This is a genomic window from Fibrobacter sp. UBA3718 (genome assembly GCF_002371935.1).
Lineage (GTDB): Bacteria > Fibrobacterota > Fibrobacteria > Fibrobacterales > Fibrobacteraceae > Fibrobacter.
In genome coordinates this window covers 24,725-46,512 of the sequence record NZ_DFHR01000015.1, presented here as the reverse complement: position 1 = coordinate 46,512, position 21,788 = coordinate 24,725, and the positions used below count along the sequence as shown (strand labels likewise).

General features: G+C 54.4%; 21 protein-coding genes and 1 tRNA gene. 11 read left to right on the top strand and 11 right to left on the bottom strand.

The window, feature by feature from the left end; all coding sequences use genetic code 11:
* The first annotated feature begins 7 nt into the window (after positions 1–7).
* Positions 8–610: a PadR family transcriptional regulator gene (locus B4A77_RS06450; protein ID WP_173382884.1), complete on the top strand. Its 603-nt coding sequence runs from the start codon at positions 8–10 to the stop codon at positions 608–610.
* A 172-nt stretch (positions 611–782) separates the two neighbouring features.
* The gene (locus B4A77_RS06445; RefSeq protein WP_290739336.1) at positions 783–3,296 is read left to right on the top strand and encodes a GH36-type glycosyl hydrolase domain-containing protein; all 2,514 of its coding nucleotides are present in this window, start codon (positions 783–785) and stop codon (positions 3,294–3,296) included.
* A gap of 194 nt (positions 3,297–3,490) precedes the next feature.
* Here the strand turns inward: B4A77_RS06445 and B4A77_RS06440 are convergent, their stop codons facing one another.
* Entirely contained in the window at positions 3,491–4,039 is a 549-nt protein-coding gene (locus tag B4A77_RS06440; protein WP_290739333.1) for an OB-fold protein, read from the bottom strand.
* Positions 4,040–4,492: 453 nt separating this feature from the next.
* Here B4A77_RS06440 and B4A77_RS06435 point away from each other — a divergent pair, with 453 nt between their 5' ends.
* Positions 4,493–5,185, top strand: a complete 693-nt coding sequence (locus B4A77_RS06435) for a DUF2314 domain-containing protein (RefSeq protein ID WP_290739331.1) — start codon at positions 4,493–4,495, stop codon at positions 5,183–5,185.
* A 9-nt stretch (positions 5,186–5,194) separates the two neighbouring features.
* Here B4A77_RS06435 and B4A77_RS06430 read toward each other — a convergent pair whose 3' ends face one another.
* Complete coding sequence (locus B4A77_RS06430) at positions 5,195–6,067, bottom strand: hypothetical protein (protein WP_290739328.1); 873 nt, start codon at positions 6,065–6,067, stop codon at positions 5,195–5,197.
* 101 nt (positions 6,068–6,168) lie between these two features.
* On the opposite strand from B4A77_RS06430, the gene B4A77_RS06425 reads away from it, so the two are divergent.
* Positions 6,169–7,203, top strand: a complete 1,035-nt coding sequence (locus B4A77_RS06425; RefSeq protein WP_290739325.1) for a peptidylprolyl isomerase — start codon at positions 6,169–6,171, stop codon at positions 7,201–7,203.
* A protein-coding gene (gene prfB, locus B4A77_RS06420) for a peptide chain release factor 2 (RefSeq protein WP_290739322.1) occupies positions 7,203–8,310 on the top strand; the annotation gives its coding sequence in 2 pieces (ribosomal slippage) (positions 7,203–7,274 and positions 7,276–8,310; 1,107 coding nt in all). The genes B4A77_RS06425 and prfB overlap by 1 nt, the downstream gene beginning before the upstream one ends.
* Position 8,311: 1 nt before the next feature.
* Here the strand turns inward: prfB and B4A77_RS06415 are convergent.
* Positions 8,312–9,190, bottom strand: coding sequence for a TIGR01212 family radical SAM protein (locus B4A77_RS06415; RefSeq protein WP_290739319.1), 879 nt, complete (start codon positions 9,188–9,190; stop codon positions 8,312–8,314).
* Between the two features lie 63 nt (positions 9,191–9,253).
* On the opposite strand from B4A77_RS06415, the gene B4A77_RS06410 reads away from it, so the two are divergent.
* Together B4A77_RS06410 and B4A77_RS06405 are read left to right on the top strand one after the other, a co-directional pair.
* Positions 9,254–9,790, top strand: coding sequence for a hypothetical protein (locus tag B4A77_RS06410; RefSeq protein ID WP_290739316.1), 537 nt, complete (start codon positions 9,254–9,256; stop codon positions 9,788–9,790).
* A gap of 280 nt (positions 9,791–10,070) precedes the next feature.
* Positions 10,071–10,694, top strand: a complete 624-nt coding sequence (locus B4A77_RS06405; protein ID WP_290739313.1) for a fibrobacter succinogenes major paralogous domain-containing protein — start codon at positions 10,071–10,073, stop codon at positions 10,692–10,694.
* A 60-nt stretch (positions 10,695–10,754) separates the two neighbouring features.
* Here the strand turns inward: B4A77_RS06405 and B4A77_RS06400 are convergent, their stop codons facing one another.
* The 6 genes from B4A77_RS06400 to mraY all read right to left on the bottom strand — a co-directional run bounded on the left by B4A77_RS06400 (position 10,755) and on the right by mraY (position 15,686).
* On the bottom strand, positions 10,755–11,078 hold the full coding sequence (locus B4A77_RS06400; protein ID WP_290739310.1) for a hypothetical protein: 324 nt from the start codon (positions 11,076–11,078) through the stop codon (positions 10,755–10,757).
* Positions 11,079–11,465: 387 nt separating this feature from the next.
* A tRNA-Pro gene (locus B4A77_RS06395) sits at positions 11,466–11,539 on the bottom strand.
* A gap of 81 nt (positions 11,540–11,620) precedes the next feature.
* Positions 11,621–12,112 carry a Smr/MutS family protein gene (locus B4A77_RS06390; protein ID WP_290727997.1) on the bottom strand — a complete coding sequence of 164 codons (492 nt, stop codon included), beginning with the start codon at positions 12,110–12,112 and terminating at the stop codon, positions 11,621–11,623.
* Between the two features lie 48 nt (positions 12,113–12,160).
* Positions 12,161–13,168, bottom strand: a complete 1,008-nt coding sequence (locus tag B4A77_RS06385) for a lauroyl acyltransferase (RefSeq protein WP_290739307.1) — start codon at positions 13,166–13,168, stop codon at positions 12,161–12,163.
* Between the two features lie 27 nt (positions 13,169–13,195).
* Positions 13,196–14,536, bottom strand: a complete 1,341-nt coding sequence (locus tag B4A77_RS06380) for a UTP--glucose-1-phosphate uridylyltransferase (protein ID WP_290739305.1) — start codon at positions 14,534–14,536, stop codon at positions 13,196–13,198.
* A gap of 1 nt (position 14,537) precedes the next feature.
* Positions 14,538–15,686: a phospho-N-acetylmuramoyl-pentapeptide-transferase gene (gene mraY, locus B4A77_RS06375; protein WP_290739301.1), complete on the bottom strand. Its 1,149-nt coding sequence runs from the start codon at positions 15,684–15,686 to the stop codon at positions 14,538–14,540.
* 167 nt (positions 15,687–15,853) lie between these two features.
* Here mraY and B4A77_RS06370 point away from each other — a divergent pair, with 167 nt between their 5' ends.
* Together B4A77_RS06370 and B4A77_RS06365 are read left to right on the top strand one after the other, a co-directional pair.
* Complete coding sequence (locus B4A77_RS06370; RefSeq protein ID WP_290724442.1) at positions 15,854–16,237, top strand: hypothetical protein; 384 nt, start codon at positions 15,854–15,856, stop codon at positions 16,235–16,237.
* Positions 16,238–16,240: 3 nt separating this feature from the next.
* A complete protein-coding gene (locus B4A77_RS06365; RefSeq protein ID WP_290739298.1) occupies positions 16,241–16,879 on the top strand; it encodes a LysE family translocator in 639 nt (212 codons plus the stop codon).
* 82 nt (positions 16,880–16,961) lie between these two features.
* Here the strand turns inward: B4A77_RS06365 and B4A77_RS06360 are convergent, their stop codons facing one another.
* The gene (locus B4A77_RS06360; protein ID WP_290739295.1) at positions 16,962–17,924 is read right to left on the bottom strand and encodes a DHH family phosphoesterase; all 963 of its coding nucleotides are present in this window, start codon (positions 17,922–17,924) and stop codon (positions 16,962–16,964) included.
* 294 nt (positions 17,925–18,218) lie between these two features.
* Here B4A77_RS06360 and rpsO point away from each other — a divergent pair, with 294 nt between their 5' ends.
* Both rpsO and pnp read left to right on the top strand, forming a co-directional pair.
* On the top strand, positions 18,219–18,491 hold the full coding sequence (rpsO, locus tag B4A77_RS06355; RefSeq protein WP_072810239.1) for a 30S ribosomal protein S15: 273 nt from the start codon (positions 18,219–18,221) through the stop codon (positions 18,489–18,491).
* Between the two features lie 21 nt (positions 18,492–18,512).
* Positions 18,513–20,765 (top strand): polyribonucleotide nucleotidyltransferase, encoded by a 2,253-nt coding sequence (gene pnp, locus B4A77_RS06350; protein ID WP_290739292.1) that lies wholly within the window; start codon positions 18,513–18,515, stop codon positions 20,763–20,765.
* A 158-nt stretch (positions 20,766–20,923) separates the two neighbouring features.
* Here pnp and B4A77_RS06345 read toward each other — a convergent pair whose 3' ends face one another.
* Complete coding sequence (locus B4A77_RS06345; RefSeq protein WP_290724429.1) at positions 20,924–21,670, bottom strand: glycosyltransferase family 32 protein; 747 nt, start codon at positions 21,668–21,670, stop codon at positions 20,924–20,926.
* Positions 21,671–21,788: the final 118 nt, after the last annotated feature.

Genomic DNA, 21,788 nt, shown 5'->3' with positions numbered 1-21,788 from the left:
GTATTGAATGAACCGATATGACTTGGTCCTTCTGGGGCTTATTCTCGAACACGAAAGCAGCGGCTACGATATCATTACAGAAATCCGCGACCGCGAACTGGACCGTTGGGCCAATTTGAGCACATCGACCGTCTACAACCGCCTGGCGACCCTCGAAAAGCATGGCTGCATCGTCGGCCGTTCCGAACGCGATGGCAACCGCCCCGAACGTGTTGTATTCAATATTACAGACAAGGGAAAGGACACGCTCCGAAAGGAAGTCCTCAAGCACTTGACGGGGTTCAACGACGACCCGCGCACGCTCGGTTTTGCATTCCTCTATGGAGCCGAAAACAAGGAGCTGATTCGCACCCTGGAGGCCCATGAACGCCACCTCGTTCTCGAAATCGAGAACCTGGAAAAGATGATTGCCGAAGAACCGCGCCCCACGCTCTATCCGGAAGGCCCGTTCCTCAACTGCATGAGCCGCGACCATATCCTCGTGGAACTCAAGTACGTGCGTGCCGCTATCGGCATCCTGCGTGACCCCATCCGCAACAAGAAACTCGACGGCTACTTCTACATCAACTTCGGCAACCGCGACTTCGAGAACTTTAACCAGAAAGGTTAGACGAAAGAACGGCTCTGCGAGCCTGTAGACTATAGACGATAGATTTAAAATGACGCTTCGCGTGAAATAGAAAAGCTTTTCACCACTTTCTTTCGTCTTTCGTCTATCGTCTTTCGTCTAAAAATCTATATTTACCGCGTTAAATTTAACAACCCCCTCTTACGGAGATACAATGGCTACAAAACAGAAGAAGAGTGTCAAGAAGGTCGCCTCCAAGAAGGCTCCGGCCGCCCAGTACGGCTACTTCGATGACGCTGCAAAAGAATACGTGCTCACCACGCCGGCAACCCCGATCAAGTGGTGCAACTACGTCGGTACCTTGAATTTCGGCGGTATCGTGGATACCACCGGCGGTACCCTGGTTTGCAAGGGCGACCCGGCCCTGAACCGTATCACCAAGTACATCGCCCAGATGCCGTGCTCTGACTTCAAGGCCAGCACCATCTACATCCGTATCAAGGAAGCCAAGGGCTACACGGTGTTCTCTCCGTTTGTCGTTCCCACCCTCACCAAGATGGACAAGTGGGAATGCCATGTGGGCCTTTCTTACATGCGCTGGATCGCCGAATGCTGCGGACTCCGCACCCAGGTCACGATTTTCGTGCCGACGGGCTCCAACACTCTCCTCCAGGACATCCAGGTGACGAACCTCGGTGGTGCCGCCAAGGAAGTGGACATTATCCCGGTCTATGAATTCAGCCACTTCGAAGCTGAAAAGCAGCTCACGAACGCCGACTGGGTCCCGCAGACCATGACCCTCAAGGGCCACTGGGAAAAGGACGGCCACGTCGTTCTCGAACAGTATGCCTACATGAAGCGCGACTACGCCGTGAACTACGTGACCGCTAACTGCAAGGTCGGTAGCTTCGACGGTGACCGCCGCGTGTTCCTCGGCGCGAACGAAATGGGCTCCTGGGCCGCTCCGCTTTCCTTGGGCAACAAGGAACTTTCCAACAGCGAATGCGACCGTGGCGACAACATCGCCGCCCTCATGATTCACGGTGGCAAGATTGCCGCCAAGAAGACTTTCCGTTGCTGCACCCAGCTCGGTCAGGAACAGAGCCTCAAGGTTGCTGCCAAGGCCATCGCCAAGTACCGCGACCTGAAGAACGTCGACAAGGCTTTCGACGAACTTGCCAAGTTCTGGGAGAACTACCTCTCCACGATCCAGGTGAAGACTCCGGACGCATCGTTCAACACGATGGTGAACGTCCACAACCCGCGCCAGTGCCACACCACCAAGAACTGGAGCCGCTACCTCTCCCTGTACCAGCTGGGCTACGGCACCAGCCGCGGTATCGGTTACCGTGACTCCACGCAGGACTTGATGGGTGTCATGAGCCACATGCCGGAAGAAGCCTTGGTCCTCACCAAGAACCTCATCTCCGTGCAGCGCCCCGAAGGTAACGCCATGCACCAGTACGCCCCGCTCGCCCTCGCCGAAGACAACGGCAACGAAGCGAACGCCGGTGACTCCCGCGAAAAGGCTGGCGTCAAGGATGCCAAGGGCAATCCGATGTATGCCGATTGGTACGGCGACGACCACCTCTGGATCATCCTCACCGTGGCTTCTTACCTCAAGGAAACCGGCAAGATGGATTTCCTCAAGGAAGAGATTCCGTTCTACGTCGCCGGCAAGAAGCGCAAGGACCGTCCGAAGGGCACTGTCCTCGAACATTTGAAGCGCGCCCTGAAGTTCACCCGTGAACACCTCGGCAAGCACAACCTCCCGCTCCTCGGCTTTGCTGACTGGAACGACTGCATGAACTTGCCCCTCGGTGCAGAATCCACGTTCAACACCGCCTTGTACGCCAAGGCCCTGCTCGAAATGATGGACATCGAAGAAGCCCTCGGCGACAAGAAGGCCGTCGAAATGTACAAGGGCTGGTACGAAGACGTCAAGGCCGCCTTCAACAAGAGCGCCTGGGACGGCAAGTGGTGGACCCGCTGGTTCGACAAGGACGGCAACGGCTACGGTGTCGCCAAGGCCAAGTACGGCAAGATCTACTGCAACGGCCAGTCCTGGCCGGTTATCGCCGGCATCGCTTACGGCGACCGCGCCAAGCAGGGCATGGACAGCCTGAACAAGCTCCTCAACACCAAGTACGGCGTGAAGAGCTCTACTCCGGGTTACCGCGGCTTTGAACCGGCCGTGGGTGGCATCTCCACCTATCCTCCCGGAGCCAAGGAAAACGGCGGTATCTTCCTCCACACCAACCCGTGGGTGATGATTGCCGAAACCATCCTCGGCCGTGGCGACAATGCTTTCCAGTACTACAACCAAATTAACCCGGCTTCCAAGAACGACATTCTCGACGTGTTCGAGTCCGAACCGTACTGCTACCCGCAGAACATCCTCGGTGACGAACACAAGCAGTTCGGTATGGGCCGTAACGCATGGCTCTCCGGTACTTCCACCTGGACGTACCAGGCTGCCACGCAGTTCATCATCGGTATCCGTGCCAACTACAAGGGCCTCGTGGTTGATCCTTGCATCCCGTCCAAGTGGGATGGCTTCGAAGCAACCCGTAAGTTCCGTGGTGCAACCTACCAGATTACGGTGAAGAACCCGAAGCACATTTGCAAGGGTGTCGCCAAGATGGTGGTTGACGGCAAGGAAATCGACTCGAATATTGCCCCCATTTTCACGAAGGGAATCCACAAAGTAGAGGTTACCCTCGGATAAAAACGCATATAGCCGGCGCGATAGTTCGTCACACTCGCCCTCACGTACGTTAGTACGCTACGGGCGAGCGTTCCTGCTCTCGCTTGGCTCTCTGCATTTCTAGAAAGAGAAATAATATTTTAAAAGGTTCGCTTCTTTAGAAGCGAACCTTTTTTCGTGATTCCCCTACGCGAGGAATGTTGGATTAAAAGCGATTACTTAATTGAACAACTTTTTATGAGGACGTTTCCGAATTTGCCATCACAGGTGCCTTGAACGACAATTTGTTGTCCTTTCTGAAGGTTTGCTGCTTTTCCTGTTTCAGATTTATTAAGCATACATTGTACACTTAAGATGGCGTTACTTGTTTTTAGTGTTACATAAGGAGTGCCGACGATGTCTTCACCTATAGATTCAACTGCACCTTGAACAGCAATGTATTTTCCTTTATAGGTTTGATTAGCGCTTAATTCGTTTTCCATAAAAGCATTAAATAGCTCAAATGCAGATACTGTTAATTCTGGTTTTACATTTGCTGCTTGCTTTGAAGAAGATGCATCATCTGATGAATTGCCGTTGCTGCAGAATCCAATCATAATTAATACAAGGAAAAGGATGCCTCCAATGAGGCACACTTTTTTTATCTTAGATGATTTGGGTGCTGGTTGTGTGTTCTGCGAATTTAGAGTGAATCCGCAGGAGGGGCAAGAACTTGCCTTGTCTGAGATTTCTTTCCCACATTCGGGGCATTTAATCATGCTCATATATTACCTTCTTGGAATGAATGTTGATTATACCGTTTTAATTGTTTTTCAACTATTCCAAACCAAAAAAGGCGTGGAGTCGTCGGAACGCTTACCTAACTTCGAGACTCGCCAAAGCCTTTACAACAGATAAACGCAAACGACCCACGCCCCTAGATGGGACGTGAGAAGTTTGCTCCATTCTCGTTGTAATTTGAAATTTGGCGATTTCGAAGTTGAGATTAGAGCAAAAACTCAAAAAACGGGCGTTCGAAATCGTTAAATCTCGAACTATGTCGCTAGAAATATATATAAAGCCTTTTTTAATGTCAATAGATTTTTACATGCTTTCTCTTATTAGGGATTGTTGCTTGTTTGGAAATGGTTTTGCTCGATTCTAATCAAAATTTAAAGTCCGCTCCATTTGGGGCGGATTTTTTGTATATATTTCGAATAAATGTAAGGAGAAACCCTTTGTCCAGGCTCGTTCGTGTAATCTTTGTGCTTGCGGTGCTTTGCGTGTGTGGTCATGCAGCCGAAGACCAGTTTTTTCGCATGAACGCCGATATTGAAAAACTCATTGCCCCGTATATCGAAAAGGCTAGGGCGACGTTCCCTGCGGTCAAGAAGAAATACATCGCGGGCGACTATGTGCGCGAAAAGCGAGTGCTGGATGTACAGATTAATCTTGTCGACAAGGACGGGACGAAGGAGATGGTTTTCGTTTTTGTCACCCAATGCCTGGGAAATCGGTTCCAGGGAATTGTTACTAACGAAATTGAGCTCCTTAAGGAATACAAGAAGGGCGATACGGTCTCGTTCACGCAGGACCAGGTGAAGAACTGGGTCGTCGTGGATTCTCAGGGCAACGAGGAAGGCAATTATGTGGGGAAGGCCATCGAGGCTTTTGATTCGGGAATTGTCGGCGTATTTTTCGAGGGGGTGTTCAGGAAGGGCAAGTTCGAGTTCAAGTACCAGGATGCCAAATCGGCGAAATACCAGAACAGCATAGACGGGATTGTATCGCAGGAAACCATTGCGGAACTAGCCAAGCAACTGAAGGCTTTATTTGAAAAGAAAAGGCGCGAAGGGCAGAAATTCGAGGAAGGGAAGCCGTTCTTCACATACGGGATTTATGACTTCCGAACAGGTGAGATAAAACCCTGATTCCCCGGTCTAGAATTCGTCTGGCCTGATGACGTAGATCGAATCCCTCTTTGTCGGTAGAGGTCTGTAGGATTCGAGTTCCTTCCGTATCTCGTAGAAAAGGTTCCCCTTGAAGAATTGGTCGAGGGTCTTTTGGGAATGGACCCTTGTGAAGATTGCGAACTTTGTCATCTCGTGGTTGCAGACGCTTGCCTTGAGGTCGTAATCGATGTAGGAGGTGTCCTGGTTGCGCAGGTTGTTGCAACTTTTCACGAATTTCTTCAGGATATAGTCGAACTTGGCGCCGATGTAGTTGTTGTCATAGATGAAATGCGCTTCCTTGAGGGAAGGGTTGAAAAGGTAGATATCCGAGTTCCATGTAAAGTAGTTGGAATCGATGGCAAGCTTGCGGTTGACGTAATTCTGGATGCTGGAATCCAGCTTGAGGTCGATTTCTTCCCGGTCTGCGGGGAGGACCAGCCAGCACATGATGGGGTATTTTGCGGTGAGCGCTATCTTGTCTGCGGTACTGTACGTGCCTTTGCTGGTGTCCCAGAACATGACAATCTTGCTTATGGCGGACGGGTAAGCAAACCAGTTGACCGCAAAGAGGAACGTTATGAATATCAGGATAACCGCAAAGATGCGGGTGAACAAGTCCTGGAAGATCTGTCTCTTGGCATCGGGGCCATAGCCCGTGTCAAGTATGGGATACTCGGCCTTGAGCGCCTCCATTTCCTTGAGCTTGGATTCGAATTGCTCGGCGTTCAGGGGGGAGGAGCCCGTCTCCTTGAATTGGCGGGTCGCGTCCTCGAGTTCGGACTTCAGCTCAAAGTAGTGCTTGAAGTCGGCCTTCGTCTTTTCCAAGTCGCCAGAGGAGTCCTGTTTATTCAGATGGAACATATTCCCCAATATAACAATTGGGCTCCTTTGGAGGGTTTGAAGGAATCCCTAATATTGAAAATTGCTATATTATTCGCGGAAATTTTTAAAAAGGATAGACAATGTCTCTTAAACTTATTTCTCGTGGTGTCCTTACCGTGGCGCTTGCCGCGGGCATTGCTTCGGCGCAGCTCCTCAACAGCAAGAGCATGGATGTCGTGCGTGTCGAAAAGGTCGGTTTTTCTGCCGGGCGCATCGATAGCTTGACCCAGGCGCTTGCACTACAGCAGTTCCAGGGCAAGAAGGTGAGCGATGAGACCATGGCCCAGGTTCGTTTTGCTGTGATTGACAACCTTGTCGGGCAGGAACTGGTACGGCTCGAATGCAAGAAGCAGGGAATCAAGGTCCCGGCTGCCCGCGTGGATAGCCTTGCGACCCTCTTCAAGAAGCAGTTCCCGAGCGAGGATGTGTTCCAGAAACAGCTGAAGCAGAGCGGCCAGACGATGGCTCAGTTCCGTGAAAAGCTCGAAGACCAGCTCAAGAGCGAGGAACTCCTCAAGAAGAAGGTGCCCTATCCGAAGGACCCGACCGAAGAAGAAATGAAGGCCTACTGGACGCTCAACAAGAGCAAGGTCCCTGTAAACGATTCTATCAGCGGTGTCCGCATCTACATCAAGACGAAGGGCAAGAGCGCCCAGGACGTGTCGGATACGAAGGACATGCTGAAGGGTATGGCCGCCCAGCTTAGGAGCCAGATCCGTGCCAAGAAGGTTCCTTTTACTTATGCGGTGCAACTTTTCGCACAGCAGGCTGTCCAGAACAGCGACGATCCCAATGCGAAGAAGACGGGCGGTGCCATGCTGACCACGCTCAAGGGTAACGGGGCTGCGTTCGAAAAGGCCGTGGCCAAGTTGAACGTGGGTGACATCTCGGATGTCTATAACGACAAGGACGGTGTCGCCATCTTCATGCTCACGGGCAAGAACGATGGAAAGTTCGAAAGCTACCGTAACCAGATCGATACCGGACTTCGCATGCAGGCCGAACAGGAACGCCAGATGAAGCTCAAGGCTTACCTCGACGAACTTGCCAAGGTCTACAAGGTCCAGTACCTCGACAAGAAGTACACCCCGCCGCAGGCTATCGGGGGCAAGTAATGGCCTTCCAGACTACTCACACCGGGCTTATCGAACTGCGCAGCCGCATCGACAAGCTCTGGGGGTATCTTTGACTTAGAGGCGAAGACCGAAGAACTTTACGTCCTCGAAAAGGACTCCGCCGACCCGAACCTGTGGAACGACCAGGAAAAAGCGCAGTCGATGATGAAGAAAATCGGCAATCTGCGCGGCGTTCTGGATTCGTGGAAAGAGGTTTCGCAGAACTGCGACGACCTGGCTGAACTTTACGAGATGAGCAAGGCGGAAGAATCCGCCGACCTGACGGCTACTATTGAGTCCGATATCGCAGCCCTCAAGGCGCGCGTCGAGGAAATGGAATTCAAGAAGATGCTCAACGGGCCCGACGACGCCTGTGCATGCCTCATGTCTATCCATCCGGGGGCTGGCGGCACCGAGTCGCAGGACTGGGCGCTGATGCTCTTCCGCATGTACACGCATTTTTTTGAACGCGAGAACATGGACTTCAAGGTGGTGGATTTCCAGGAAGCCGAAGACGCTGGCCTCAAGAGTGCGACCATCGAAGTGACCTGCGAGAACGCGTACGGCCTGCTCCGTTCGGAGATTGGCGTGCACCGTCTGGTGCGCATCAGCCCGTTCGATGCGAATGCGCGCCGCCACACGAGCTTTACCGCCGTATACCTGTACCCCGAACACGACGACATCGAGTTCGACCTCGACATGGCCGACGTGCGCGTGGATACCTACCGCAGTAGCGGTGCCGGTGGCCAGTACATCAACAAGACGGATTCCGCGGTGCGCATGACGCACTTGCCTACGGGAATCATGGCGAGCTGCCAGACAGAACGTAGCCAGATCCAGAACCGCGAGACCTGTTACAAGATGCTCAAGACCATGGTGGCCGAGCACTACCGCTTGGAAGAAGAAGCCAAGCGCGATGCCCGCATGGCCGAGAAGAAAAAGGTCGAATGGGGAAGCCAGATTAGGAGCTACGTGCTGCAGCCTTACCAGCTGGTGAAGGACCTGCGCACCGGCGTCGAGACTTCGGATACTGCGGGCGTGCTGGACGGAAAAATCAAGCCGTTCATCAACGCTTACCTGCTGAGCACCAGCGAAGAGCAGAAGTAAGCTAGCTTAACAGTTTTTCCACTTCCGCAATAATGCGGTCGCGTTCCCCGCACCAGTCGGGGGCGATAAGCATGTCGCTCGGGCTTTCGCCGCTGAACCGCTCGATGGCGGTATCCGGCCCGATAATCTTTATCATCTCGGCGACGGCTGCGCAGTATTCCTCGAATTCCTGCAGCTTGATTTCGCCTGCGGAAAAATCTTGTGCCATCACAGTGCCCGCGACGATGTGCAGCGGGTGGATTTTCACGGCGGCGAGTTTCAGGTCGCGCACGACTTCGGCGGTATGCTTGAAGTCTATCAGGGTCTCGCCGGGGAGTCCAACGATGACGTGCGTGGTGATGGTGAGACCCGCCGCCTGGCAGCGCTTTACCGCGTCTTCGAAATCGGCGAGCGTGTGCCTGCGGTTGATGGCCGCAAGCGTGAGGTCGTTTGCCGTCTGCAGGCCGATTTCCACGATAATCGGCTTCTTGCGGTTCAGTTCCGCGAGGTACTCGATTTTCTCGTCTTCGAGGCAGTCCGGGCGCGTCCCTATCGCAAGCCCCGCAATCTCCTTGTGCTTGATAATCGGGTCGATAATCCCCTTCAGGTGTTCGAGCGGCGCATGCGTGTTTGTATATGGCTGCAGGTAGGCGAGGATGCCCGCGTTCGGGTATTTTTCGCGGAGCCTCGGTACGAACTTGTCGAGCTGTTCCTGAATGGAAACCTTCGCCTGGTCGAACACCGGGCTGAAGCTGCGGTTGTTGCAGTAGCTGCAGCCCGAGAATCCCTTGGTGCCGTCGAGGTTGGGGCAACTCATGCCGCCGTTGAGCGGGAGCTTGCGCACCTTGAGGTAGTTCGGGAAAATCTTGAGCAGTAAATCGCGGTAGGGTGTGTAGTGCATGGCGTAAAAGTAATAAAAGCGGGGCGTTCACTTGTTTTGACTCCCTTTTTTTATATTCTATTCATGCCGTTTTCAGAAGAATACCTCAAAGATTACGAAAATAAAATTCGGAAGCTCCCTGTCGATGAACTTTATGAAATACATGACACAATTCGTGATCATCTCTTAAAAGCAGATGATTCTCCTGAAAGAGTCCAGATTGTTGAAAAGCGCATTATTGAACTTACTGGCGACAAAGATTCTATTTTGTCTCGTGAAGAGTTTAATAAAAAAGTGGAACAGGAATATATCGAGAAGACAAATCCTTTGGCAGTCGGGCTTGAAATTTTTGGAGTTGCCCTAATTTTAATAGGAGGTGTGTGCACGCGAAATCCCCACCTTGCAGAAATCAGTTCGAATCCAATATCTCTTTTTCTCAGCGGTCTTGGGTGCTTAATTGTAGGATTATGCAATTTAATCGATGGAAAGATTAAGATATACCTAATAGGATGGGCGTTAATCCTGACAAAAAAAGAACATCCAAAAAAGTTCTGGTCTGTAGTGGGATTCTTTTGTATTGTCGGCGCTTTCTTTTTAGTTAGGGCATGTCAATGCTGGTAGGGTAAGTTGAATGTGTTGGGGGGCGCTATCAGTATGGCGAGATTGCGTCTCGCATCGGAATAGCGAGATGGACGCCTACGGCGTCCGCGGCTTCGGCTCAGTCATGTCGGCAAGCAAGCTTGCCGTCGCGACACTCGCCTTGCACGCTTTTGCCAAAACGTACACTTTGTTAGCATTTTGCCCTCAGGGTTACGCCTGGCGGCGTGCCTTTTTTTTGTGAAAAAATCCCATTGGGCGAATACGGATGTATATTATGAGTATTGATATTTGAGGATCTTTTATGAAACGACTGGCTTTGACCCTGGCTCTCGTGTTTGTGTTCTGTGCGGAGGGAGCCTTCGCAGCCCCGAAAAAGGGAACTATGACAGACGCTCGCGACGGCGAGTCGTACCAGACTGTAAGGATTGGTAAACAGATTTGGATGGCAGAGAATCTGAAGGTGAAAACCGAGGGTAGCTGGTGCTACGAGGATAAGGAATCGGACTGTCAGAAATACGGTTGGCTCTATAACTGGGACGCGGCAAAAGTTGCCTGCCCCGTAGGCTGGCACTTGCCCAGCAAAGAGGAATTCGAAATTTTGTTTAAGTTCGTGGGCGGGGCTCAGGAAGATGCTTGGAAATGGGAAAATGCGGGGAAAATGCTGAAGTCCACCAACGGATGGAATGAATATGAAGGAAAAGATGGCAATGGTAATGATGCTTTCGGGTTCTCGGCGCTCCCTGCTGGCTATAGGAATGGCAATGGGGATTTCAACAACGAGGGCAACCGCGCGTACTTCTGGAGTTCTACAGAGAGCGTTAGCGGCAGCGCGTACTACATGGGCTTGGACTTCAGCAAAGACGATGCGTTCCTGAACAGCTTCTATAAGACCCACGGGTTTTCGGTGCGCTGTGTGAAGGACTAGGCAAATTGGCTCGGAAAAACCATACAGCTCCCAGGACGGGAGCTGTTTTGTGTAAAGTTTTTATTTTTTGAAAACAACTCCGTATCCGCGGTACTTGCAAACAGTTTCTGTTTTCAAGACTAATGGACCTAAAATTAGCGATGTCGTTGTTTCTTCCGCGCGGATTCCAATAACTTCATCAAAAGCACCGCCTCTATAATCAATAAATTCCATAATGCCACAATTTTCGTTTTCTGGCTTGCTCGAATACGATATTTCTTGGTACGATGCATAATCAGAAGGTACGAAAATTCCTTCTTGCACCACAATTGGATGATGAATCACCTTTGTGCATCCAACAAGCATCAATGCTGTAATGCATAATGCGATGACGTTTTTGTTCATAAAAAACACCTCTAAAAAACGTTTATATAAATATACAAATCTTTTTGAAAGGAGTGGCTTAATAGCGAGATTGCCAAAACGTTCACTTCGTTCCGCTCCGCGGTAGTCGAACTCACGACTACGTCGCTCGTCCGGAATCTCTCGCTATTCCGGATATAAAAAGAAAACCACCCAGGAGGGTGGTTTTTCTTTTTATCGGAATAGCGAGATTGACAAAAGTTTCACGGTGTTCAACTTTTGCCCTCCGGGTTACGCCTGGCGGCGTAATCTCTAAATCGCCTAAATTCACTGCGTTCAAATGGCGATTTAGTCGAACTCACTTCGTGAGTTCTCATCTCGCGTATAATTCCGATACGAAAAAAGCACCCGCAAGGGGTGCTTTTCGTATCGGAATAGCGAGATTCGAACTCACGACCTCTTGCTCCCGAAGCAAGCGCTCTACCAGGCTGAGCTATATTCCGGTTTTGTGGGCACAATTATAGATAAAAAGTGCAGGTTTTCAAAGGGGTCGGGCGCGAAAAATTTGTAAAAATACCCAAAATTTACTTCTTTCGGGCGTTTTTCTTGGCCTTTTTGGGGTCGGGGCGTGCGGGGGCGTCGCTTTGGGCGGGTTTCCCGAGGACCATGATGCTCGAACCTGCGTTGTCGGGTTCGACCTTGTACAGGCGGATGCGGTTGTTCCATTCGGACCGGACCTTGCGGTCGATGATGCGCTTGACGTTCCCGTAGCTCGGGTTTCCGCCGCCGTGGATGACCCTCAGGACCTTGAGGCCCGCGATGTTCAGGTCATCGATGCGCCGCTCGACGGCCTCTGCGGCTTCATCGGCGGTCATACCGTGCAGGTCGATTTCGTCTTCGGGCATGGGGAGGTCCCAGGCCGCGGGGTTGCGGCGCATCTTGCGCCCGCGCGCAAGGCGGGCGGGGCGCATCACGGCGGCATTCTCCGCATCGACGCGCATCTGCTCGTCTTTGTCTTCCATGCGGTGGTTCATAATCCACTGCATCTGGAATTCTTCTTCTGCGTTCAGGGGCATCTCAAATCCTCGGACACAAATATAGAAAGCGGCTCCGTGGTTTGCGCTCTAGACGACGAAGTTCTGGTGGTAGTTCCAGCTCCACTGGTCGGGGTGCTCCGCTATCCAGTGCTCCGTCTCGCGGGCAATGTCCTTCACGAGGGCGCTTTCTCCGGCTTGGCTTGCGTCCTTGCCGGCAACGGTCTCGTCGTACTTGGGCGGGTAGTAGTTTTCGAACCGGATGACGATGCTCCCTTCGGGGTACTTGCTGTCGCGGGAGGGCGAGCCGCGCATTTCTGTCCAGGTGCGGAAGGTGACGATGCCTGCTCCCATCCGGTTGATTTTCTGGATGAGTCGCAGGTAGAGCGTGGTTTGCCGGCCGAACAGTTCGACGGTGTTTCCCTTCGTGTTTTTCCCCTGGTCATAGACCATCGCGAGGATACCCTTGGTGCGGAAGAGCTCGCGGATGAGCCTGCCGGTTTCTTCGGGGTGGTATTCTGTGAGGTGCGGGTCGCTGCGGAGTTCTGCAAGTACGTCGCGGAAGGCGGCATCCCCGACGGAATCGGTAATGAGGTGCACGTGTTCGCTGTAGCGGCAAAGCGCGCGGTGCATGAGTTCGAATGACCCCTGGTGGATGCTGATGCCCGCGATGGGGGCGCCTTTTTTCGCGCATTCAGCGACGGCGTCCTTGATGATGCCCTCGTTCTCGAACACGATGCGGCGTTCCACGCTCTTGAAGCGGGCGAGGCCGCGGTAAGAATCCAGCGCGTTCCAGAAAATGCCGCGGAACATGTCGCGTGCAGTCACTTTCTGCAAGGGGCCGGCGCAGTTTAAACCCGAAGCCGCACCGTTTAACCCCGGCGCACTGTTTAACCCCGGCGCACAGTCTTCATCTTGCGTTGCCAAATACTCCCTAGCCGCATCCAGATGCTTTACGACACGACCGTAAGCGCGCTCGGTATGTATCGCCTTGTAAACGGGGAACGCAATGGTGAAAAGGAACGAGTAGAAAAAGTCCGGCAGCCGCAGCAGGATGTTGAGTAGTAATTTATATGTAATTACCTTGAGCTTGTACATGGGGCTGCGGCGCCTGCCGATTAGGAATTACGCGTCCTCGAATTCCAGGATATTCCTTCCGAGTTCGCGCTCGAACACGCGTCGCGAAAGGCCTTCGCCTGCATAGCTGATTGTGGGCGAGACCTCGTAGAGCTTGCCGGGCTTCACCTCGACATGCGCCTTCACGAGCCATTCGCGGTGGAGCTTGCCGATCATCGTGCGGGCCGTCTTCGGGCTGTCCGTGCCTTCCGCGTTCTTGACCGGGCTAAATTCCTCCTCGCGGATGACACCGAAGGGGAGCATGGTGCCGAGTTGCGGGAAGGCGTCGAAAAGGAACTGCTCGAACTTGAAGCAGTTCTCGATGCCGCAAACCGTCTTGCGGGCCGTGTGCCACGGGAGTTTGCCGGTCTGCAACTTGCGCAGGGCCGAGACTTTGAACAAATGAATGGCGAGGTTTCCGCCGTCAAATACCAGGCTTCCGTCCGGGTTTGTCATGTCGCGGTATTCTTCGGGCAAGTCGCTGTATTCGACCACGCCGGGCTTGTTGTTCTGGAAGGCGAAAATGCCCACGCGTTCCCGCGCGTTCGCCTTGTGAACGACCTTTGATGCGCTGGCCATCATCCCGTTGTCGGCGAGAGCCCCGATGAATGCGGGGTCGCAGATGCGGCAGAGCGCATTGTCGACGCTGTAGAGAAACACGTATTCTATGCCCTTTTCGACGAGCCATGCGAGCGAACCGCTTTGGGCGAGCGCGCGGAAGCACCCGCCGTTGCCATCGGGTACGAGAGCGAGCCTGTCGCCGTCGAGCACGGCCTTGCCATCGGGCGTAAGCGCGCAGATGGTTCCCTGCTCAAAAAAGCGGATGTTGTCGCGGTCCATCCCGAAGAAGTTGTGTTCGGTAAAGAAGTTGACGGTCGCCTCGTGGTTCAGCGGGCTCGTCATGATGCACCACGGAATCGGGTGGCCTACGCGAGCCGCGAGGTTCTGCAAGCGCTCCGCCTGCAGTTGGAACAAACTCTTGTGGCTCGGGAGCCCGATATCGAACATTCCCTTCGGGCCGTCGAACCCGAGGCGCGAACCCTGGCCGCCCGCGACGAGGAACGCCGCCACCTTGCCCTTCCCGAGCAGCATCTCTCCGATTTCTTTCCAGTAGTCGTATTTCAGGTTGTCTTCCGCAATCCGGAAAGGCATGGGCTTCAGGTCGGCAGAAACGTTGTCCGCCTTGCTCGCGCTTGACTTTTCGGCGTAGAGCGCCTTCAGTTCTTCCCAGTCCTGGCTTAGAATGTCGCGTTCGAGGAGCTTGCGTGCATCCCCGGAGAGTGTTTCAAGGTGCGCCGCCAGTTCCTGCTGGCCGGCTGCATTTAACGTTTCGATAATGTCTTTTTCCATATTATCTCAAACCGAAGAATATCACCATGCTCACGATGAGCGCGAAGATGCTCACGAGGTGCATGCGCCACACAATCTTCGAGTTCATCAGGGGCTTGCTCGGGAAGCGGCCTTCCCACTTTTTCTGGTAGTGGTGGTGGAGCGGCGCGCAAAGGAAAATGCGCTTGCCCGTGCCGGTTGTTTTTTTGGTGAACTTGAACCAGAGAATCTGGAGCAGCACCGAGCAGGCCTCGGCGATGATGATGATGCAGACGATGGGGAGGAACAGCCCCGCCTGCACCAAGATAAACATGATGCCGATGGTGGCGCCGAAGCCCACGGACCCAGCGTCGCCCATGTAGATTTCGGCGGGAGGGCTGTTGAACCACAGGTAGGCGAGCAGTGCGCCCGCGATGGCCATGGCGATGGGGAAGAGTTCATCGCAGCCGGGCAGGTACGGCACGTGCAGGTAGGTACTGAAGATGAAGTTGCCGCTCACGTAGGCGACAAGCCCTACGAAAATCATGCTGGTAAGGATGGGCACGGAAACGAGGCTGTCGAGACCGTCGGTAAAGTTCGTCCCGTTCGCGCTGGCCGCGATGACGAACGTCATGAAGGCCACGAAAATCCAGTTGGGGAGGTGCAGCTGGAACACGTCGATGGGGCAGAAGGGGATGGTCAGGTCGCCCTTGAGCTCGGGGATGAACTTGTAGCAGAAAATCGCGACGATAAGGCTGAACAGGAAGTAGAGGAACAGGCGCAGGCTGCTGGAGATGCCGTCGGCCTTGTCCATGTAGTCGGCGGCCTTGAGCTTGCCGAGCTTGATGAGGCGCTTGGCGCGGACCTTCGCGATGTCGTCGATGGCGCCCACGGCGGAGAAGGCCGCGAGAATCACGAGCGTCGAAATGGTGTAGCCGTTCATCTTGCAGACGAGGAGCGAAACCACCTCGACCACCACCACCAGGAGGAGCCCGCCCATGATGGGGGGAGACTTGGTCTTGCCGTCCTTGTCGAAGTCGCTGGTGGCGTCGAGCCCCTGCAACAGGCGGATGTACTTGGGCATGAAGAACAGCACGAGGATGATGGAGAGCATGGCGGCCGAGCCTGCGCGGAAGAGACGACCATCGAAAATGTCCATGCTGGTAACGTGATAAAGCCAATGACAGAGCATAGTTATAAAATCTTAGATTTTCCCGGCGAGGGGTCGTGTCATCCTGAGCGGAGGGCGCAGCCCGTAGTCGAAGGATCTGGTGTTTAAACTTGTGTTTTTTCTTTGCAAAGATAAAATATTGTGCCTGCGTTGGCTTTGGACTGCCCGAAATTTCTACATTATGGGGCATGAGTGAATTGCGTATCGATTGCCCCCACTGCGGGTCCACTTTCAACGTCATGCTGGACGGGGAGCCCTCGTCCATGATGGTCTTTGCCTGTGCCAAGTGCAAGACCCCGCTGATGCACATGGCCGGAGTGACTTCGGAACTGGACCGGGAGGAGTTTGCGCGCCTCCGCGAACGCCTGAACCGCGTGCTGAGCGCCGTCATGAAGCGCGAGGGCGAGGTAAGCGAGGTCGCTGCGTCCCTCAAGAAGCTCGTGGACGAGTCGAACGCCCGTGCCGAGGAGCGCGAGTCCGAACCCGCTGTCGCGATATCCGACGAGGCGCTAGCGGAACTGCAGAAGGGCCTCGACGAGATGGATGTGGACAGCTTCCTGGAAAAATTGTAATTCATGTTAAACTTTTTCATAGCAGCCCTCGTGGTGGCGCTTGCCCCCGGCCCCGACAACCTGTTTGTGCTTGCCCAGAGCGCAACCCACGGAGCGCGTGCTGGATTTAGCGTGATTTGCGGGCTGTGCACGGGAATCTGCGTGCAGACGGTGCTCCTGATTGTGGGGGTGTCCGCGCTGATTGCGGCTAGCCCGATTGCATTTTTTGTGTTGCAGTGCTGCGGGGCGGCGTACCTGCTTTACCTCGCGTACAAGAGTTTCCAGGTCCGCGCCGGAGTGGTGAAACTGGACGCGGGTGATGCTGGCGAGATGCGCGTGGGCATGGAAGGCGCGGGCCTTTCGTTCCGCAGGCTCTACCTTCGCGGCATCATCATGAACATCACGAACCCGAAGGCGGTTCTTTTTGCGCTTTCGTTTATTCCGCCGGCGGTCGACATGAGCCGTGACATGAGCCCGTCGCTCCAGATGGTTGTTCTCGGGGCGGAATTTGTGACGGCGACCTTCATCGTGTTCGGCTCCATCGCGCTACTTGCGGGCGCCGTGAAGAAATTCATGCTCAACAGCCCGAAGGCGAACCGCAATTTGAACTGGTTCAGCGGCTGCGTGTTTATCGCCCTCGCCATTGCGCTGTTCGCGCTCTAACGGTCATCCCCGCTATACGATACTTGGCAACTTGTTGCCATAGTAGAGTTATCCTCTTTGGGGAGAAGGCGGGGATCTCCATTTAGGTGAGTTGCTTCTGCACCAATTCGAGGATCTTTTCAATCGCCACTTCGGGCGCGTCGCTGGTGTCTCCGCCGGCGGCACGGGTGTGGCCGCCACCGCCGAATTCGCGGGCAATCGCGTTCACGTCCACGATGTAGTTGCTGCGCAGGCTAATCTTGTACTTGCCGTTTACGGGGTATAGGAACAGCGCCACTTCGGTGCCGCCGACTTCGCGGATGGTGTCGATGACGTTGCTGAGTTCCACGGGCGTGACGCCGAATCGTTCCATGTCTTCGGGGGTGATGTGGGCGTAGACCACTTTACCCCCGAGCCCGAGCTTGCAGTTCTGCATCACGAACCCGGTCACGAGCGTCTGCTTGTAGGTGCGCGTGTAGTACGTCTCGTTCACGATTTTCGCGAAGTCGATTCCCTTCTCGATGAGGTCGCCGACCACCTGCATGGTGCGCTTGCCCGTGCTGCTGAACTTGAAGGCGCCCGTGTCGTGCACAATGCCCAGGTACAGGCTGTTCGCGGTCTCGCGCCCGACCTTCGCCTTGTCGAGATTCACGTACAGCACCTCGCATGCGGAACTCGCCTCGGGTTCCACGAGGTTCAGGGTGCACAGATTCAGCGGGTTAGAAATGTGGTGGTCGATGTTTATCGTTTTTTTCGCGGCACGGATGCACTCCGCGCCGTTCGCCCCCACGCGCTCGAAACTCGGGGTATCCATGAGGAAGGCGAGGTCGTAGGGTTGCCCGCCGTTGCAATCCGCGGTGTAGGCCTCGCGCGCATCGCTTGCCCCGCGCAGAATCCGGTAGCTCTCGGGGAACTTCTCAAGGAACAGGTCCGCGCGGATTCTCGGGAAGTTGTCGCGGATGTAGTTGTAGATTGCCGTGGTGCTGCCCACGCAGTCGCCGTCGGGCCTCACGTGCCCGAAAATCGCCACCGTCTTCGCTTCGCCCAGGAATTCGTCAATCGTCATGTTCAATCCTTTTTTGCGGGGAATATAATAAAAAGCGCTAGGCGCTTTCGTGCGCGAACCCGTAGGTGCCTTTTTTTCGAAAATTTCACGAATAATGCCCCAAAATTCCCTCCTTTTAGCGCGGTTCCCGCTTCTAAAACCCCATTGCCAGCCAGCCAAATTACTATATTTCCCCCCAAATTGCATTTTTGACTGGGTCCTGTGACCAGATTCGCCAATTCCACTGGTGCAAGAGCAGGGAAACTCGGACAAAAACATGTAATGAAACAACAATCAAAAAAAGGAATGGCTATAATGGCTACTATCACTAAGGAAAAAGCTGCAGAACTCACCGCCAAGTTTGGTGCAAACGAAAAGGACACCGGTAACGTCCGCGTCCAGATCGCAATCCTCACGGAAAAGATCAAGAATCTGACGGAACACATCAAGAGCCACAAGAAGGATTTCCACTCCCTCCGTGGTCTGTCTGCCATGGTTGCCAAGCGCCGCAACCTCCTCAAGTACTACGGTGAGCAGGACATTCTCGCTCAGCGTGCTCTCATCAAGGAACTCGGTCTCCGCGGCTAATCTGCGGACTGGAGATAATCTATGTCTATTGACGCATACCATCAAAAATACGGCAAGATGCTCGACCCGAAGGAAGTGTCGGTTACGCTCCCTGACGGCCGCGTCATCACGTTCGAAACGGGCCGTATTGCCAAGCAGGCACGCGGTGCCGCAGTCGCCAAGATGGGCGACGCGTTCGTGCTCTCTACTGTCTGCTACGGCGAAGAGAAGGAAGGCGATTTCTTCCCGCTGACCGTCGAATATCGCGAAAAGGCCTACGCTGCTGGTCGCCTCCCGGGCGGCTACAACAAGCGCGAAGCCGGTCGCCCCTCCGACGAGGAAACTCTCTCTGCCCGTATCATCGACCGCCCGATTCGCCCGATGTTCCCCGAGAACTTCACGCGCGAAGTCCAGGTGATTGTGCAGGTTCTTTCTGCTGACCGCAAGTTTGCACCGGATGTGCTCGGCGTGTCTGCGGCTTCCCTCTCCATCGGTCTTTCTGAACTGCCCTTCGAACAGCAGGTTGCCGCCGTGCGCGTGGCCGTGGTCGATGGTCAGAACATCGTGATGCCCACCTACGAACAGATGGCCTGCGCCGATCTGGACCTGGTGGTCGCCGGTACCGAAGATTCCGTCTGCATGGTGGAAGGCGGTGCCTACGAAGTGTCCGAAGACACGATGATTAACGCAATTCTCGCCGGTCACGAAGCCATCAAGCTCATGTGCAAGGCCCAACAGGAACTGGTGGACCGCTGCGCTAAGCCCAAGATGGAACTCAAGCCGCAGCACGTTGGCGAAGCCCACGAAAAGCTTCTCGCCACGGTGAAGGAAGTCGTGTGGGACGAACTGAACAAGGACGTCCACTCCAACATGGTGAAGACCGACTTCTATCCGGCTATGGCAGACCTCTGCGCGAAGATGCTCGAAGACGAACGCATTCTCGCTATCATCGGCAAGGACGAAGAACAGGATCCTGCTCTCGTCGCCGACGCGAAGGCAATCTTCAGCGACTACGAACGCACTGCCATGCGCGAAATGATCCTGAACGAAGACGTGCGTCTCGATGGCCGTACTACGACCGAAGTCCGCCCGATCGAAATCGAACTCGGCGTTCTCCCGAGCGCTCACGGTTCTGCGATCTTCCAGCGTGGCGAAACCCAGGGGCTCGTGGTCTGCACGCTCGGCTCCAAGGCCGACGAACAGCGCTACGAAAGCCTGCAGGGCGAAGGCTCCAAGAGCTACATGCTGCATTACAACTTCCCGCCGTACTGCGTGGGTGAATGCAAGCGCCTCGGCATGAGCCGCCGCGAAATCGGTCACGGCCACCTCGCCGAACGTTCTCTCGCTGCCGTTCTTCCGCTGCCGGAAGACTTCCCGTACACCATCCGCGTGGTTTCCGAAATTCAGGAATCCAACGGTTCTTCTTCCATGGCCTCTGTTTGCGGTGGCTGCCTCAGCTTGATGGACGCTGGCGTTCCTATCAAGGCTCCGGTTGCAGGTGTCGCCATGGGCCTCATCTCCGAAAAGGGTTCCGTCAAGGAAGGCGGCAAGATCAAGATCTTGACCGACATCACCGGTACGGAAGACCACCTCGGCGATATGGACTTCAAGGTGACGGGTACTGCCGAAGGTATCACTGCCTTCCAGATGGATATCAAGATCCGCGGCATTACGCCGGAACTCATGCGCGAAGCTCTGGAACAGGCACGCCAAGGCCGCCTGCACATCCTCGGCAAGATGGCTGAACTCGGCCTCGCCGCTCCGCGTCCGAAGGTTTCCGAGAAGGCTCCGACCATGATCAAGATGCGCATCCCGACCAACAAGATCCGCGACGTCATCGGTTCCGGTGGCTCCGTGATCAAGGGCATGCAGTCTCAGACGGGTTGCACCATCAACATCGACGACGATGGCAACATCGACATTGCCGCCCCGAGTGGCAAGGCCGCTGCAGTTTGCCGCCGCATGATCGAAGAACTCACTGCCGAACCCGAACCGGGCCGCAAGTACAAGGGCAAGGTCAAGACGATCCAGCCGTTTGGCGCATTCGTCGAAATCCTCCCGGGTCGCGACGGCCTCGTGCACATCTCCGAACTTGCCGACCACCGCGTCGAGAAGGTCGAAGACGTCGTTCACGTCGGTGACGAAGTCGAAGTGCTCTGCCTCGGTGTGGACCCGAAGGGCAAGGTGAAGCTTTCTATGAAGGCGCTCCTCCCTCCGAAGGCCGCCCCGGCTGAAGCTCCGGCCGCCGATGCCGCTCCTGAAGCACCTGCTGCTGAAGCTCCGGCTGAAGCCTAATTCGTTTATACGAAATTGAAAGCGCCCGGCTTAGCCGCCGGGCGTTTTCGTATATAGGCACCGAAGGTGCCCACGAAGGGAAACACACGAAAATGTCGCGCAAAACAAGTTTGCGCTCCCGTTCATACTGCGTATGAACGCAGAACCCGCCTTAGTTGTTATTTCGAGAATAGGTGCTTGAAGGCTGCCCCGAGCCCCTGGGCCTTCATGTCGGACCAGAAGGTGGTCGGAACGGCGAGCAGTTCTGCGATGGGGCGCGGGAACTTCTTGAAGATGTACTGCCTGCGCTTCATGCCGATGCGGATGTTCTCGGGGCGCCAGTTGCTTCCGAAGTGGTGGATGCTCACGGTCTCGTCGGCGGTATTGATTGCCCCATCCAAGAAGCGCTTGGGCGAGAAGTACCATTCGGGCAGAATATCCAGCCCGTTGAACTTGTCGCAGGCGTTCGCGAGAATCTGCGGGAGCACCAGTTGCTCCACCTTCTCCTCGCTGTATTCGTAATGTCTTTCGGTGTAGTACTTGAGCGCCTCGCCGATGATGGGCGAGCCCTTCTCCGCCCCGAGGAACGAGGGCTCGATTCGCTTGGAACCGTTCTCGTACCCGAGGATGTACTTGCGGTCGAGCAGTTCGTTGGGCGACTTTAGCAGTTGCACGTCGGAATCCAGGTAGATTCCGCCTTCGGTGTAGAGCGCGTACAGGCGCACCGCGTCGGCGGCAAACGCCCAGTTGCCCTGTTCCATGGCTTCAAGAATCCAGGGAATGCCTGTCGCCTTGGCCTTCTGGTAATCCCAAAAAATGCAGTTGTAGTCGCCCAGGAACTTTTCCCAGGATTCCATACAACGTTGAACCTTTTCCGGAAAAGGTTCGTTCGAAAGCCAACAATAATGAAAAATCTTCGGGATCATAAAAATTCTCCGTCTACACCCTTATTTTAACATTTTTTTCGTCAAATGGAATGCTTTTTTTGCGATTTTATATGAATAATTAGGCATAAAGGCGGAAAGAACGTCTTTTTTGTTATAT